At 69.2% G+C, this 15,051-nt stretch carries 13 protein-coding genes and 1 tRNA gene; 8 read left to right on the forward strand and 6 right to left on the reverse strand.

Annotated elements, in window-relative coordinates; genetic code table 11:
- The first annotated feature begins 55 nt into the window (after window positions 1-55).
- Window positions 56-844, forward strand: coding sequence for an oxygenase MpaB family protein (locus tag JNUCC0626_RS45700; protein ID WP_394616844.1), 789 nt, complete (start codon window positions 56-58; stop codon window positions 842-844).
- Here JNUCC0626_RS45700 and JNUCC0626_RS45705 read toward each other — a convergent pair.
- Genes JNUCC0626_RS45705 through JNUCC0626_RS45720 form a run of 4 tightly spaced genes read right to left on the reverse strand, consistent with a single transcriptional unit; the run spans window position 819 to window position 6,215 of the window.
- On the reverse strand, window positions 819-2,207 hold the full coding sequence (locus JNUCC0626_RS45705) for an aminobutyraldehyde dehydrogenase (protein ID WP_394616845.1): 1,389 nt from the start codon (window positions 2,205-2,207) through the stop codon (window positions 819-821). The two genes, JNUCC0626_RS45700 and JNUCC0626_RS45705, sit on opposite strands and share 26 nt — an antisense overlap.
- Window positions 2,204-3,862 (reverse strand): thiamine pyrophosphate-binding protein, encoded by a 1,659-nt coding sequence (locus tag JNUCC0626_RS45710; RefSeq protein WP_394616846.1) that lies wholly within the window; start codon window positions 3,860-3,862, stop codon window positions 2,204-2,206. Before JNUCC0626_RS45710 ends, JNUCC0626_RS45705 begins: the two co-directional genes overlap by 4 nt.
- Complete coding sequence (gene speB / locus JNUCC0626_RS45715) at window positions 3,859-4,797, reverse strand: agmatinase (protein WP_394616847.1); 939 nt, start codon at window positions 4,795-4,797, stop codon at window positions 3,859-3,861. Before speB ends, JNUCC0626_RS45710 begins: the two co-directional genes overlap by 4 nt.
- Window positions 4,794-6,215, reverse strand: a complete 1,422-nt coding sequence (locus tag JNUCC0626_RS45720) for a sodium:solute symporter (protein WP_394616848.1) — start codon at window positions 6,213-6,215, stop codon at window positions 4,794-4,796. The genes speB and JNUCC0626_RS45720 overlap by 4 nt, the downstream gene beginning before the upstream one ends.
- Window positions 6,216-6,303: 88 nt before the next feature.
- On the opposite strand from JNUCC0626_RS45720, the gene JNUCC0626_RS45725 reads away from it, so the two are divergent.
- The 6 genes from JNUCC0626_RS45725 (at window position 6,304) to argS (ending at window position 11,871) form a co-directional block, all read left to right on the forward strand.
- Window positions 6,304-7,638: a PucR family transcriptional regulator gene (locus tag JNUCC0626_RS45725; RefSeq protein ID WP_394616849.1), complete on the forward strand. Its 1,335-nt coding sequence runs from the start codon at window positions 6,304-6,306 to the stop codon at window positions 7,636-7,638.
- 144 nt (window positions 7,639-7,782) lie between these two features.
- Window positions 7,783-7,854: transfer RNA gene (locus tag JNUCC0626_RS45730), tRNA-Glu, on the forward strand.
- A gap of 119 nt (window positions 7,855-7,973) precedes the next feature.
- Window positions 7,974-8,636, forward strand: coding sequence for an SAM-dependent methyltransferase (locus JNUCC0626_RS45735; RefSeq protein ID WP_394616850.1), 663 nt, complete (start codon window positions 7,974-7,976; stop codon window positions 8,634-8,636).
- Window positions 8,637-8,701: 65 nt separating this feature from the next.
- Complete coding sequence (locus JNUCC0626_RS45740; protein WP_394616851.1) at window positions 8,702-9,322, forward strand: DUF4383 domain-containing protein; 621 nt, start codon at window positions 8,702-8,704, stop codon at window positions 9,320-9,322.
- 73 nt (window positions 9,323-9,395) lie between these two features.
- Entirely contained in the window at window positions 9,396-10,076 is a 681-nt protein-coding gene (locus tag JNUCC0626_RS45745) for a M50 family metallopeptidase (protein WP_394616852.1), read from the forward strand.
- 61 nt (window positions 10,077-10,137) lie between these two features.
- A complete protein-coding gene (gene argS / locus JNUCC0626_RS45750) occupies window positions 10,138-11,871 on the forward strand; it encodes an arginine--tRNA ligase (RefSeq protein WP_394616853.1) in 1,734 nt (577 codons plus the stop codon).
- 157 nt (window positions 11,872-12,028) lie between these two features.
- On the opposite strand, the gene JNUCC0626_RS45755 is transcribed toward argS, so the two are convergent.
- Complete coding sequence (locus JNUCC0626_RS45755) at window positions 12,029-13,246, reverse strand: IS110 family transposase (RefSeq protein WP_394621944.1); 1,218 nt, start codon at window positions 13,244-13,246, stop codon at window positions 12,029-12,031.
- A gap of 733 nt (window positions 13,247-13,979) precedes the next feature.
- Between JNUCC0626_RS45755 and JNUCC0626_RS45760 the strand changes: the two genes are divergently transcribed.
- Window positions 13,980-14,297 carry a WhiB family transcriptional regulator gene (locus JNUCC0626_RS45760; protein WP_394616854.1) on the forward strand — a complete coding sequence of 106 codons (318 nt, stop codon included), beginning with the start codon at window positions 13,980-13,982 and terminating at the stop codon, window positions 14,295-14,297.
- On the opposite strand, the gene JNUCC0626_RS45765 is transcribed toward JNUCC0626_RS45760, so the two are convergent.
- Complete coding sequence (locus JNUCC0626_RS45765; protein ID WP_394622248.1) at window positions 14,270-15,001, reverse strand: SigB/SigF/SigG family RNA polymerase sigma factor; 732 nt, start codon at window positions 14,999-15,001, stop codon at window positions 14,270-14,272. The two genes, JNUCC0626_RS45760 and JNUCC0626_RS45765, sit on opposite strands and share 28 nt — an antisense overlap.
- Window positions 15,002-15,051 lie beyond the last annotated feature (50 nt).

Consider the following 15,051-nt stretch of genomic DNA (forward strand, 5'->3'; position numbering starts at 1 on the left):
TCCTTTCGGGGTAAGGATCTTCGCAGGCTCGCGGTCGTTCGGAATGATCATGGGCGTGACGCTGGGACCTGAGTCGGTGACGTGGCGGCTCGGCTGGTACACCCGGTTCGAGCTGGTGGTGCTGGGCCGTGCGGTGCTCATGCAGGTCGCGCACCCGGTCATCGCGGCCGCCGTGCGCGACAGCTACCGCGCGGACCCGTTCGCGCGGCTGACGAGGACGATCACGTCGTCCCAGCTGCGGTTGTTCGGCGGTGACCTGGCCGCGGAGGAGTCGGACCGGCTGCTGCGCTCGCACGCGTCGATCCCCGGCGCGGACGAGGAATTGTTCCGCTGGGTGCACGCCACGAGTTTCGACTCGCTGCTCACCGCGTACCGGTTGCTGCGGCCCAGGATGCCCGCGATCCGCGAGGAACGGCTGTACCGCGAATGGCGGGAAACGGGACGGTCGCTCGGCATCCGGTCGATGCCGAGCGACCTCACGGCGTTGCGGTGCTACGTCGACGACGTGATCGCCACGCAACTGGCGCCGACCGACGGGGTGGACGGGCTGCTGGAGGCGTTCGAGCTGCGGACCGGCAAGGCGCCGGGCGCGGAGCACGTGCCCAGCGCGCTGTGGCCGTTGGTGCGACCCGTTGCGGCGCAGGTGTTGCCGGACTTCGCCGTCGGGACGTTGCCGGGTGCGTTGCGGGACAAGCTCGGTCTGGAGTGGACGGAGCGGGACGATCGCAGGCTGCGCCGGTGGATCCGGGCGATCCGGGTGGTCTCCGCGGTCGTCCCGGCGAGCCTGCTGCACTACCCCGTGCCGTACCAGGCGATGCTCAGTGCGCGATCATCACGTGCTTGACGCGCGTGTAGTCCTCCAGGCCGTGCATCGACAGGTCCTTGCCGTAGCCCGACGCGCCGAAACCGCCGTGCGGCATCTCGGACGCCACCGCGCCGTGCGTGTTGACCCAGACGATGCCGAAGTCGAGCCGTGCTGTCAGTGCCGCCGCCCGGCTCGTGTCACGGGTCCAGATCGAGGACGCGAGTCCTTGCGGCACACCGTTGGCGAGCGCGATCGCCTCGTCGTCGTCCGCGAACGTCTGCACGGTGATCAGCGGCGCGAACGCCTCCTCCTGGACCAGCTCGTCGTCCTGGTGCAGGCCTGAGATCACGGTCGGCTCCAGGAAGAACCCCTCGTCGCCGTGCCGCTTGCCTCCACAGTGGACGGTGGCGGACGACCGGGACAGCAGTCCCAGCACGCGGTCCAGCTGGGCCTGGCTGTTGAGCGGGCCGAAGTCCGTGCCGGGCACCGCCGCCGACGCCGTCTTCACCAGTGCCGCCACGAACTCGTCGTGGACGGCCGAGTGCACCAGCACGCGGCTCGCGGCCGTGCAGTCCTGGCCCGCGTTGTAGAAGGCGGCGCCGACGATGCCCTCCGCCGCCTTGGCCACGTCCACGTCGTCGAACACCAGCACCGGCGCGTTGCCACCGAGTTCGAGGTGCGTGCGCTTCACCGTCGCGGCGGCACTGCGCGCCACCTCGACCCCGGCGCGCGTCGACCCGGTCAGCGACACCATCGCGGGCACCGGGTGTTCGACCAGCAGCCGTCCGGTGTCGCGGTCGCCCAGCACGACGTTGAACACGCCCTGCGGCAGGACTTCGGAGGCCAGTGACGCGAGCAGCACCGTGGACGACGGCGTGGTGTCGGCGGGCTTGAGCACCACGGTGTTGCCCGCGGCCAACGCCGGCGCGATCTTCCACACTGCCATCATCAGCGGGTAGTTCCACGGCGTGATCTGCGCGATCACCCCGACGGCCTCCCGGCGCTGGTACGAGGTGTGGCCGGGGATGTACTCGCCCGCGGCGGCCGTCCCCAGGGCGCGGGCGGCACCGGCGAAGAACCGGAGCTGGTCCGCGCACTGCGGGATCTCCTCGTCCAGCAGCACCGAGCGGATCTTGCCGGTCTCGCGCACCTCGGCGTCCGCGACCTGCTCGGCATTGGCCTCCAGCAGGTCGGCGAGCTTCAGCAACGCCTGCTGACGTTCGCCCGGCGTCGTGCGCGACCACTGCGGAAACGCTTGCGCGGCAGCCTGGACGGCGGCGTCGACCTCCTCCGCACGCGAGACGACGGCGCGGCCGGACTCCTCGCCGGTCGCGGGGTCGATCAGCGGAGAGGTCTCGCCGGCACCGGTGGAGGTGCCGTTGACGAAGTTCGCGACGATCACGTGTGCTCCAGGTGCGTGGGGGCGAACATGCGCAACACCGCGGGCAGCACCACCACGTGCGGGCCGTCCCCGGCGAACGCCTTGGTCAGATCTTCGCGCAACGACTCGGGCGTGCTGCGGGTGGCGGGCACCCCGAACGCCTGCGCCAGCGCGACGAAGTCGGGCCGTGCCAACTCGGTGCCGGTGGCCTGGCCGAACGCGTCGGTCATGTACTCGCGCAGGATGCCGTAGCCACCGTCGTCGACGATCAGCCACACCACCCGCGACCCGTGCTGCGCGGCCGCCGCGAGTTCGGAGATCCCGTACATCGCGCCGCCGTCTCCGGACACCGCGAGCACCGGCCCGCCCGTCGCGGCGGCGACCCCGAGCGCGGCGGGGAACCCGTACCCGAGCCCGCCCGCGCCCTGCCCGGAGAACTGCGCGCCACCCCGCGGATCCCACGCCGACCAGGCCCAGTAGGCCAGGATCGTCATGTCCCAGCAGGTCGGCGTGCCGTCCGGCACGGCCTCGCGCACGGCGTTCAGGACTTGCCACTCCAGGTCGAGGTGCTGCGCGGTCAGCCGTTCCTGGACGCTCGCGAGCAGCCCGAGCACCCGTTCCTCGGCGACCCCGTCCTGCGGCTTGGCGGTGGTCTTCGCGGTCAGCTCGCGCAGGGCGTGCCGGGCGTCGGCGTGAACCCCGAGCGCGGGGTAGTTGGACTCCAGCTTGCCGAGGTCCGCCTCGATCTGGACCACTCGGCCCCGCGGCCGGAACGTCCGGTAGTTGCTGGACAGCTCACCCAGCCCCGACCCGACGACCAGCAGCACGTCGGCGTCGGCCAGGAACTCCGTGGTGTGCCAGTCCTCCAGCCACGACTGGGCCGACAGCGGGTGGTCCCAGGGGAAGTTCCCCTTGCCGCCGAACGTGGTCACGACCGGCGCCCGCAGCTTTTCGGCCAACTCCGACAGCTCGATGTGGGCGTGCAGGGCGCCACCACCGGCAAGGATCACCGGCCGTTGGGCCTGGTCGAGGAGCTTCGCGGCCTCGTCGATCAGCTCGGCGCGCGGGTGCAGTGCGCGCGGCGAGCACGACACCTCCTGCACCGGCGGAATCCCGGCGGGGCCGAGCAGCACGTCCTGCGGGATCTCCACCCACACCGGCCCGAACGGCGCCGTCAGCGCGACCTCCCACGCCTCGGCCAGTGCGGACGGGATCTGCGACGCGTGGCGCACCACCCGTGCGTGCTTCACGACGTCGCGGAACGAGGCCAGCTGGTCGGTCAGCTCGTGCAGGTAGCCACCCCGCACACCGCCCAGCCCGGCGGCGGGGATCTGCGACGAGATGCCCAGCACCGGCGCCGACGCGGCCGCCGACTCCTGAAGTCCGGCCAGCGTTTGGAGCGCGCCCGGCCCGGTCGAGACCAGCAACGGCGTCACCTCGCCGGTGACGCGGGCGTGGCCGTCGGCGGCGAAGGCGGCGTTGACCTCGGTGCGCGAGCCGACGTAGCGCAGGGCGGAGCGGCGCAGCGCGTCGAAGAGGCCGAGCGCGTGCTGGCCGGGGATGCCGAACACGGTGTTCGCGCCAAGGGCTTCGAGGGTCTCGACGACGACATCGCCACCGTTGCGTTCGCTCACGCCACCGCCAGCCGCCTCACCGACGCCACCTGCCCCGCTCACTTCTCCTCCTTCAACGCCAGCAAGCTCACCAGGTCGTAGGCCAGGTGCGACGCCGCCACCGACGTGATGTCCGCGTGGTCGTACGCCGGCGCCACCTCCACCACATCGGCCCCCACGAGGTTCAGCCCCCGCAACCCGCGCACGATCTCCAGCAGCTCCCGCGACGTCATCCCACCCGCCTCGGGCGTCCCGGTGCCGGGCGCGTGCGCCGGGTCCAGCACGTCGATGTCGATCGACACGTACAACGGCCGCGACCCGATCCGCTGCCGCAAGGCGTCCACCGTCTCGTCCACCCCGCGCCGCATCACGTCCGACGACGTGACGATGCCGAACCCGAGCCGTCGATCGTCTTCCAGGTCCTTCTTGCCGTACAACGGCCCGCGCGTGCCGACGTGCGAGATCGCCTCGGTGTCGAGGATGCCGTCCTCGACCGCACGGCGGAACGGGGTGCCGTGTGTGTACGGCTCGCCGAAGTAGGTGTCCCACGTGTCGAGGTGCGCGTCGAAGTGCAGCAGCGCCACCGGTCCGTGGATGCGCGACACCGCCCGGAGGAGCGGCAGGGCGATCGTGTGGTCGCCGCCGATCGTCACGAGCCTGGTGCCGTCGGCCTGGAGGTCGGTCGCTGCCTGATCGATCGTCTCGATGGCCTCGCCGATGTGGAACGGGTTGACCGCGATGTCGCCCGCGTCCACCACCTGCAGGCGTTCGAACGGCGAGACGTCGAGGCCGGGGTGGTACGGGCGCAGCAGTCGCGACGCCTGGCGCACGGCCGAGGGCGCGAACCGCGCACCCGGCCGGTACGAGACGCCGGTGTCGAACGGGACTCCCACCACCGCGACGTCCGCGCGCGCCACCTGGTCGAGGCGCGGCAGCCGGGCGAAGGTCGCCGGGCCCGCGTAGCGCGGGACCTCCCGGGAGTCGACGGGGCCGATCATGCGTTCACCAGTTCCTCTTCTTCATCGGACTTGCCCGCCACCCTGCGGTCCCAGCGGGCGAGCACCGCCGGATCGGTCGCGGGCGTGGCCAGGCTGACGATCAGGTACGTCACGAGCGACGCGCCCAGGCTGTAGTAGATGGGTGAGTCAGCGAGCACACCATCGATCACCATGAAACTGATCGACGTCAACGCACCGACGGCCATCGACACCATCGCACCGATCCGGGTGCCGCGCTTCCACACCAGACCGCCGATGATCGCCACCAGCAGGCCGCCAACCAGGATGTTGTAGGCGACGGTCAACGCCGCGACGACATCGTTGAGGATGACCGCGATGATGATCGCGATGACGCCGAGCACGAGCGTGAACATCCGGTTCGAGTGGACATCGGTCTTGCGTCGCCAGATGTCGTTGGCGGCCACGGTCGAGCATGCGATCAACGCACCGGACGACGTGGACATCATCGCCGCCAACGCCGCCGCGAGCACCAGACCGCGCACGCCGGTCGGCAGCAGGTTCTCGACCATCGTGGCGAAAACGTCGTCCTTGTTGGCGATGTCCGGGTACAACGCCTTGCCGGCGGTGCCGATCAACGCACCCGCGACGGCATAGATGAGGCAGTACAACCCGGACGTGACGCCGCCCCACGTCGCGACCTTCGGAGACTTGGCGGTGAACACCCGCTGCCAGATGTCCTGTCCGATCAGCAGACCGAACACGTAGATCAACAGATACGTGATGATCGTGCCGATGCCGATGTTGCCGATCTCGAACATCGCCGGATCATCGAGTCGCCGCTGGATCCCGTCGAACCCGCCCGCGGCGAAGATGCTGATCGGGAGCAGCAGGAACAGGATGCCGATCGTCTTGATGACGAACTGGACGATGTCGGTCAGCGTGATCGACCACATGCCGCCGAGCACGCTGTACAGCACCACGATGCCGCCGCCGATGATCACGCCGAGGGTCTTCGGGAGTCCGAAGAGGACGTTGAAGATCGTCGAGTAGGCGATCGTCGACGTGACGGTCAACATCAACGTGTACGCCCACATGACCGCGCCGGAGATCAACGACGAGTTGCCGCCGTAGCGCAGGTCGAGCATCTGACTGACGGTGTAGACCTTCAACTTGACGATCCGGCGCGCGAACAACGCGCTGAGCAACAGGATGCCGAGCCCGATCGCGAACACCATCCACGCGCCGGAGATGCCGAACTTGTAGCCGAGCCCGACCCCGCCGATGGTCGACGCGCCCCCGAGCACGACCGCCGACATGGTGCCCGAGTACATGGTGAACCCGAGCCGCCGTCCGGCGACCAGGTACTCGCTCTTGCTGGTGGCGCGGCGCATGCCCCACCAGCCCATGCCGATCATGCCGAGCACGTAGGCGGCGATCACCGCGTAGTCGAGAGCCACTGCCGACCTCCTTGGGGTTGCAGGTCACAGTAGGAACCGGGACTGGCGCCGGTAAGTGGTCGTTCTGCACAATCCTGGACTTGTGGTTGTGCAAACCGTCCCACTGCGAGACCTGGTCGCGCGAGCAGACCTGGGCCTGACCGTCCTCTGTGGCGCCGACGCCCTGGACCGCCCGATCCGCTGGGCGCACGTGTCCGAACTGGAGGACCCGACCCCGTACCTGGTCGGCGAGGAACTCCTGCTCACGGCGGGCGTGCGCTTCCCGTCCGACGTGCCTGCCTACGTCGCGGGCCTGGTGTCCTCGGGTGCGTCGGCGATCGGCTTCGGCGTCGAACCGGAGTACCCGACGGCCCCGTCGTCGCTGGTCGAAGCCTGTGCCGCCCAGGGCATGCCCCTCCTGGAAGTGCCACCCACGACTCCCTTCCTCGCGGTGTCGCAGGCTCTCGGCACCCTGCTGGCGGAGATCGCCGTGCGCGAGCAACGCCTGCTTGCCGACAGCCAGCGCGCGTTGACCCGGGCCGCCACGCGAGTCCGTCCGGTCGAGTCGGTCCTCACCACCCTGGCCGTGGTCCTGAACTGCCGCGCCGACCTCGTCGACCCGGCCACCGCACCGTCCGATGTGGCCTCCCTGGCGAACCGGGTCGCGTCGGGCCGGGGCCCTCGTTCGGCCTCGACCCAGGTGGGTGAGGACCACGTCACGCTCGACCCGGTGGGGTCCGCGGCGCTCGTGGTGCGCCGCCCGACGCCCCTCTCCGCCGCCGAACGCGCGGTGGTCGCCGTGGCGCTGGCACTGCTCGGCCTGCTGCACCGCGACCTGGAGAGCGAACGTGGCCAGATCGCCCGGCTCGCGGCGTCGGCGTTGCTGCGGCACGAGATCTCCGGACTTGAGGGGGTGACGGGACCTGGCCCCTATCGAGTGGTCGCGGGGGAGTCGCGCGCGGACTACGACGTGCTCGCGCAGCGGTACGGGCCGCTGGTGGCCAAGGAGGGGGAGGGATTCCTGGCGCTGGTCGCCGCAGGGACGGAGGTGTCGGGGCCGGTGGGAGTCGCGCCGCTGTCCGGTCTCGGTCGCGCTGACGTCGATGCCGCTGTCACCGAGGCCGCAGCCCTCCTCCCACGCGCCCTGGCCACCGGCGAACCCGCCCACCCCGCCTCCGACCTGGCCTCCCTCGTCGACCCCGCCGCCGCCCGCGCGTTCGCCCGCCGCGAGCTCGCGCCCCTCCTCGGCCGGCCCGACCTGATCGACACCCTGAGGGCCTGGCTCGGGCAGCACGGCAGCTGGGACCGGGCCGCGAGCGTGCTGAAAGTGCACCGCAACAGCGTTCGGCACCGAATTTCTCACGCCGAGCGGCTCCTCGGTCATGATCTTGGGACGGCCGACGCGCGGGCCCGGCTGTGGCTTGCGCTCACGTGGCTCGATTAATTGCTTTGCGCAGTCCGTGGGCCGCAGGTCATCATTGTTCCATGATTCGAGCAGATGAATGGGCCGGAGCGCCCTCCAAGCTCTGACCAGCAAGTTCACTTTCTACTATTGCTTGCGAGCATTTGTGTATCAATGCTCGTGTTTGGCGTGTTCGTCTAGTGGTCAGGACGCTGGACTCTCAATCCGGAAACACGGGTTCGATCCCCGTACGCGCTACGTGGCCCGGCCTTCGTGGGGTGGGCCGGGCCCTCCCGCACAGTGGTCCATGTCAGACGGACCCAAAGAATCTTCGAAAACTTCGCCCGAATGGTCTAGGCGCCAGTTACGCTCTGCGAATGGCTGCGGTCCCCGCCTTCGCCCGCTACGAGGTCGACGTACGTCGGCCGAACGCCGCACGGATCCATGACTTCTATCTCGGTGGCGCGCACAACTACGCCGCCGACCGCGCGTTCGCCAAACAGGCCGTGCGGATCGATCCGGAGCTGCCGCTCGTGACCAGGGCGCAGCGCACCTTCCTCCGCCATGCCGTCCGCCACTGCTGGGCGTCCGGCGTGCGCCAGTTCCTCGACCTCGGCTCGGGCATCCCGACGTGTGGTGCCACGCACCAGACGTTGCCCGACGCGCGTGTGGTCTACGTGGACTCCGACCCGGTGACGGTCGCGTTCTCCCGTGGACTGCTGCGCGGCGAACCGCGCACATGTGCCGTGGAGGCCGATCTGCGTCGTCCCGACCAAGTGCTCCGGCATCCGGGCGTGATGTCGCATCTGGACCTGCGCGAGCCGTACGCCGTGTTGATGGTCGACGTCCTCAGGTACGTCGACGACGTCACGGGGCCCGGCCGGGTCGTCAGACGCTATCGGCACGCGCTGCCCGCGGGCGGGTTCCTCGTCGTGTCGCACCCGCAGCCCGTCGAGCAGCTCATGGAGGGGCTGGCGATCGAGGCACCGGCCGTCGTGCCGGGCGCGTACGCGAGCATCGGGCGCAAGGCCAGTAGCTGAGACGTTTGGTCCTTGTGAAGCAGGGGTAGTCCGGCGGGCGACGGAAACGGAGCCTGGAGGGCGACATGACCCACCGCATCAAGGTCGCCGGTCTGCAGCCGGTGCAGGTGCTGGCCGGACTGGCCGGCATCGCGTTCATCGTGTTCGGCGTCGTGGGCTTCACCCGCACAGGAGTCGGCGACTGGGCCGCCCAGTCGTTCGTGCTCGGGTTCTCGGTGAACCCGTTGCACAACCTGGTGATGGTGGCCGTCGGCGTGCTCGGGTTGCTCACGGCACTCGGCTCGGGACTCTCGCGGACGTACGGCTGGCTGCTGTTCGCCGGCTTCGGCGCGCTGTTCGTGTGGGACCTGATGATCACCGGGATCCTCGCGCAGAACCCGGCGCAGGAGTTCGGCAACCCGCTGGCGGTCAACGCGAACGACAACTGGCTGCACCTCGGCCTCGCCCTGTTCGGCCTGCTGCTCGCGGTGATGCCCGCGCGCCGCAAGCTCGTCGAGGACGAGGTCCCGGTCGTGCCGGAGCCGCGCTCGGAGGCGTTCCGCGACGAGCCGGACACCGTGACGCCGGCCCCCGCGAACGCCATCACCGAACCGCTCCCCACGCACCACCGGGAGCCGGTCACGCAGGAGCAGGCGGTCGTCGACCCGAAGACCGAACGCGTGAGCAAGGACAAGATCAAGCACTAGAACCCCTGTACGGCACAGACGCGCCGTGAGAGCCCACATGCGGCTCTCACGGCGCGTCTGTTTCGATGTCGCGATGCCTGACGAGTTGCTGACCCAGGAAGTGCTGATCACGTGGGGGACGGCCGCCGCCGCGTTCCTGGCCGTCGCGCTGCACGGGATCTGGCGGGTCACCCGCAACGTCATCACCATCGCCCACGAGGGCGGCCACGCGCTGCTGGCCGTGCTGACCGGACGGCGCCTGAGCGGCATCAAGCTGCACTCGGACACCTCCGGCCTCACCGTCTCGCGCGGCAAGCCCCGCGGCCCCGGCATGGTGCTCACCGCTCTGGCCGGCTACATCGCCCCGTCGTTGCTCGGCTTCGGCGCGGCCGTGCTCATCACCAACGAGCAGATCCAGCTGATGCTCTGGATCAGCATCGGGTTCCTCGCCGCCATGCTGATCATGATCCGCAACGTCTTCGGCGTGCTGTCGATCATCATCACCGGCGGCATCTTCTTCTTCGTCTCCTTCTACGCCTCCCTCGAAGTCCGGGACGCGGCCGCGTACGTCTTCGCGTGGTTCCTGTTGCTCGGCGGCGTGCGACCGGTGTGGGAGCTCCAGGTCAAGCGGTGGCGCCGGCAGGCCCCGAAGTCCGACGCGGACCAGCTCGCCTGGCTCACCGGGGTGCCCGCGCTGGGCTGGGTGACGTTCTTCGGCCTGGTGAGCCTCGCCTCACTGGTGGGCGGGGGAGCGCTGCTGCTCGGGCGGTGGTGAAGAACCGTTTTGCCACGGGTGAAATACTGAGGTGAACAAGCCGTGGTGAGAGGTGGGTTCAGTGCTGCGTGGGGATGTCGGGCTGGAACTGGGCCAGCGGGTCGCGCAGGCACTGCGCGTCGCCCTGGACGTGGACATCACCGCCGAGGAAGCGCTGATCCGACCGTCCAACCGAGACGGTGCGGACTACCAGTGCAACGTCGCGATGAGCCTGGCCAAGAAGGTCGGCAAGAACCCGCGTGAGGTCGCGACGCTGATCGTCGAGCACCTCGACGCGGCCGACGCGCTCGAGACGCCGGAGATCGCCGGCCCGGGCTTCATCAACCTGAAGCTCAAGCGGGAGTGGCTGGAAGCCCAGGCCGCCCAGCTGCTGGGCGACGACCGCCTCGGCGTGCCGCAGACCGAAGAGCCGCGCCGCATCGCGATCGACTACAGCAGCCCCAACGTGGCCAAGGAGATGCACGTAGGCCACCTGCGTTCGACGATCATCGGCGACGCGTTCTGCCGCCTGCTCACGTTCGCGGGTCACGAGGTCATCCCGCACAACCACCTCGGCGACTGGGGCACCCCGTTCGGGATGCTCATCGAGCACCTGACCGACGAGGGCCGCGACGCCGACCACGAGATCAGCGACCTCAACGCGTTCTACCAGCAGGCCCGCCAGAAGTTCGACAACGAACCGGGCTTCGCCGACCGAGCCCGCCGCCGCGTGGTCCTGCTCCAGGGCGGCGACGAGGCCACGCTCGCGCTCTGGCACGACCTCGTGGGCGAGTCCCAGCGCCACTTCAACCAGGTCTACCAACTCCTGGAGATCGGCCTCAGCGCCGACGACAACTACGGCGAGAGCTTCTACAACCCGTACCTCGCCGACACGATCACCGAACTGCAGGGCAAGGGCCTCATCGAGACCAGCGACGGCGCGCTCTGCGTGTTCCCGCCGGGCTTCACCAACCGCGAGGGCGACCGCCTCCCGCTGATCGTCCGCAAGAGCGACGGCGGCTACGGCTACGCCACCACGGACTTCGCGACCGTCCGCTACTGGGTCCGCGACCGCAAGGTCGACGAACTGATCTACGTCGTCGGCACCCCGCAGTCCCAGCACTTCCAGATGATCTTCGCCACCTCCAAGCAGGCGGGCTGGCTCGACGACGCCCACACTGCGGTCCACACCGGCTTCGGCACCATCCTGGGCAGCGACGGCAAAACCATCCGCACGCGAGCCGGCGGCACGATCAAGCTCATCGACCTCCTCAGCGAGGCGGTCGAGAACTCCTACAAGGTCATGCCCGAAACGTCCGAAGTGGACGGCCCGGAGAAGGACGCGCTCGCCCGCACCATCGGCCTCGGCGCCGTGAAGTACGCAGACCTCTCCAACGACCGCGAGAAGGACTACGTCTTCACGTGGGAGAAGATGCTCGCCACCACCGGCGACACCTCGGTGTACATCCAGTACGCCAACGCCCGCATCCTCTCCATCGGCCGCAAGGTGGGCCGCGAGGCCCCGCAGGACGCCCCCCTGGTGCTCCAGGAACAGGCCGAACGCGACCTGGCCCTCAAACTCCTCCAGCTGCCGGCCGCGATCCAGGCGGCGATCGACGAGCTGGCCCCGCACAAGCTGACCGGCTACCTGTTCGAGACGGCGACGGCGTTCTCGACGTTCTACAACAACTGCCCGGTGGCGACGGCCGAGTCCCAGGAACTCCAGGACTCGCGCCTGCACCTGCTGACGCTCACCTCGCGGGTGCTGACGCTGGGTCTGTCGCTGCTGGGCATCGGCGCCCCCGAACGGCTCTAGGCAGACCAGGTAACGGCAGACAGAGCTCTGTGCCAAGAGATCCAGGCTCAGAGCTCTTGGCTGCCGAGCGCTCGGTAGCTGAGAGTTCGGTAGCCGAGAGCGAGGCACACTGTGGCTTGAGGAGAACGACGCCGAAGACATCCCAGTTGCTGGGGTGTCAAGCGGCGGCGGTGTGGTGTGGCCAGGCGGTGGTTTCGTTGTAGTGGGTGCGGGTTTTGAGGCAGCCGTGCAGGATGCCGACCAGGCGGTTGGCGAGGTGGCGTAATGCGGCGTTGTGGCCGAGGCCGCGTGTGCGTTGTCGCTGGTAGTAGGCGCGGGCGCCAGGGCTGACGCGCATGGCGACGAAGGCTTGGGCGATCAGGGCGTCGATGAGCCGGTCGTTGTGGACGTGCCGGGCCGTGACGGTGCGTTTGCGGCCGGAGGCGATGGTGAGCGGGCTGGTGCCGGCGTAGTTCTTGCGGGCTTTCGCGCTGGCATAGCGGGCGGGGTCGTCTCCGAACTCGGCCAGCACCCGAGCACCGATCACCACGCCGATCCCTGGTTGGGACAGCACGATCTCAGCGTCCGGGTGCCGGCCAAAATGGGCCTCGACCTCGCCCTGCAGACCGGTGATCTGCTCGGCCAGCGTGGCGAGGATCGCGATGGTGGCGCGGGTGGTCGCCGCGTAGGCGGCGGTCACCACCGGCGGCTGGCCGAGGTGCTCTGTGCGCAGCGCGGCCTGGATCTCGGCGGCCTTGACGTCGGCGTCGCGACGACGGGCCCGATCGAGAGCGCCGCGGATCTGGTTGAACGACAGGCTTTTCGCGGTGTCCGGGTCCGGTGCCCGGCCCAGCAGCTCCAGCGTGTCCGGCGCGTCCAGATCGGTGAACGCGGCCAGCGCGGCCGGGAAGTACTCCCGCAACGAGTGCCGCAACCGCAGCGTGTGACGGGTGCGATCCCAGATCAGCGTCTTGTGCACCCTGGCGACGACCTTGATCCCCTCGACCCCGGCCGAGTCACCCGCGACCGGCCTGAGCTGGTGGGCGTCGGTGCGGACCATGTCCGCCAGCACATGCGCGTCCCCCGCGTCGCTTTTCGCACCCGAGACCGCGTGCCGGTCCCGGAACCGCGCCACCGACAACGGATTCACCGCGAACACCTCATAGCCCGCGGCAACCAGCGCGACCACCCACGGACCCCGATCGGTCTCGATCCCGACCCGCACCCGCACATCCTCGACCTCGGCATCACCGGCGTGCTCGGCGATCAACGCGTGTAACCGGGCCATCCCGGCCACACCCTCAGGCAACCGCGCCTTCGCGAGCCTGCGCCCGCCGGCGTCCATCAGCTCGACATCATGGTGATCCTCGGCCCAGTCATCGCCCACCAACAGCAGCATCGCGTCCTCCCGTCGACACCCGTTCCACAGCGGCGGGAGAACAATCAGCGACCTAATGAACAGTGCTCACACCCACCGGCGGGCACGACATCCCAGCAGCGATCACGTTCTCCCGACACCAGCGGGGGCACGATCTTCGGCAAGGACTCACACGTCCAGGCGAGACAAGTACTCACCCACCAGCGCCACCACACCGAGCCTGCCAGACGACCGGCCCACCACTCATTAGGCGAGGCCGACCGAGCGCAAGCATCGCGATGGCGCAGCCGAGCCCACCCAAGAGCCAACGGCAATGCCGAAGGCGAGGCGTCCTTAGCTCTTGGCTCTCAACCCGCCCGCCACGCGCAATGCCGAAGGCGAGCCGTCCCTCTTCTTGGCTCTGTCAAAGCGGTTTCGGTGACACACGCACCCAACCCAGCCACGCACCCGAAGGGATTGGGGCTTGACTTTGGGTGCGAGGTGCTACCACTCGTGGCTCGGCCGGGCGCTTTTCAGCCCGGCCTTTCCGGTCCGACCAGCGCCTCGCAAGGGCCCCGAAGTCAAGCCCCAATCCCTATCGTCGCGAAGCGGCGATGAAATGACCCGGCTCGTCCGCGGTTGTCTTTGCACCCAAACCCGACCACCGCACTGGTGACGTACCCGCCACGAACGGCTGGAACAGGTTTACCGTCCCCCACCCAGAGGTACGCAGAGATCGCAACTCTTACCCTCGAGCCCCCAGGGAGTCGCGATGACCTGCACCACCCGCCTGCCGAAGCCGGTCACCGAGGTCTGGGACTGGCAGATGGACGGCCTCTGCCGGGGCGAGAACAGCGCGATCTTCTTCCACCCCGACAACGAGCGGGGCTACGCGAGGGCGGCCAGGGAAGACAGGGCCAAGGCGATCTGCGGCCACTGCCCGGTCCTGGCCCAATGCCGGGCCCACGCCCTGGAGGCCCAGGAACCGTACGGGGTCTGGGGCGGCATGGGCGAGGACGAACGGCGCCAGATCGTGTCCGCGGCCCGGCGCCGTGTCCGCGTTCACTCCTCCAGCACGTCCCGCAGCTGACGCAACGTCTTCGCGAGCAATCGCGAGACGTGCATCTGGGAGATGCCGACCTTCTGCGCGATCTGCGTCTGGGTCATGTTGCCGAAGAAGCGCATGATCACGATCTTGCGTTCGCGCTCCGGCAGCTTCTCCAGCAACGGGTGCAACGCCTCGCGCTGCTCGATCATCGCGATCTCGGGGTCTTCCTCGCCGATGGTGGAGCCCAGCGAGATCGACGAGTCCTCGCTCATCAGCATGTCGTCCAAAGACGCGCTCTGGTAAGCGTTTCCGGCCGCGAGTCCTTCGTGGATCTCCTCACGCGACAGTCCCAGGTGTTCCGCCAGTTCCGACGGCGTGGGTGCGCGGCCCAGGGATTGCGACAGGCGTGAGGTGCCCGCGTTGATCGCGAGGTGCAGCTCCTTGAGCCGCCTCGGCATCCGCACCGACCAGCTGGAGTCGCGGAAGTACTTCCGCACCTCGCCCATGATCGTCGGCACGGCGAACGACAGGAAGTCGCTGCCTCGCTCGGGGTCGAAGCGGTCGACGGCGTTGATCAGGCCGACGGTCGCCACCTGCACGAGGTCCTCGTGCGGTTCGCCGCGGTGGCCGAAGCGTCGCGCGATGTGTTGCGCCACAGGCAGGTGCTCGGTGACGAGTCTGTCCCGCAACGTCTCTCTCGCCGCGCCCGCGGGAGTGCCCGCGAGTTCCGCGAAGAGCGGCGCCAGGTGGTCGTAGTCACCCGAGCGGGACTTCTTCTCCTCCGGAGCCGGAGCAG

It is taken from the genome of Lentzea sp. JNUCC 0626, from assembly GCF_043632865.1.
In the GTDB taxonomy this organism is placed as follows: domain Bacteria; phylum Actinomycetota; class Actinomycetes; order Mycobacteriales; family Pseudonocardiaceae; genus Lentzea.

Excerpts from the sequence above, each read along its gene's own strand:
- JNUCC0626_RS45735 (WP_394616850.1), top strand. The coding sequence starts at position 7,974 with ATGGCTGCGGTCCCCGCCTTCGCCCGCTACGAGGTCGACGTACGTCGG.
- JNUCC0626_RS45745 (WP_394616852.1), top strand. The coding sequence starts at position 9,396 with ATGCCTGACGAGTTGCTGACCCAGGAAGTGCTGATCACGTGGGGGACG.
- speB (WP_394616847.1), bottom strand. The coding sequence starts at position 4,797 with ATGATCGGCCCCGTCGACTCCCGGGAGGTCCCGCGCTACGCGGGCCCG.
- JNUCC0626_RS45740 (WP_394616851.1), top strand. The coding sequence starts at position 8,702 with ATGACCCACCGCATCAAGGTCGCCGGTCTGCAGCCGGTGCAGGTGCTG.
- JNUCC0626_RS45760 (WP_394616854.1), top strand. The coding sequence starts at position 13,980 with ATGACCTGCACCACCCGCCTGCCGAAGCCGGTCACCGAGGTCTGGGAC.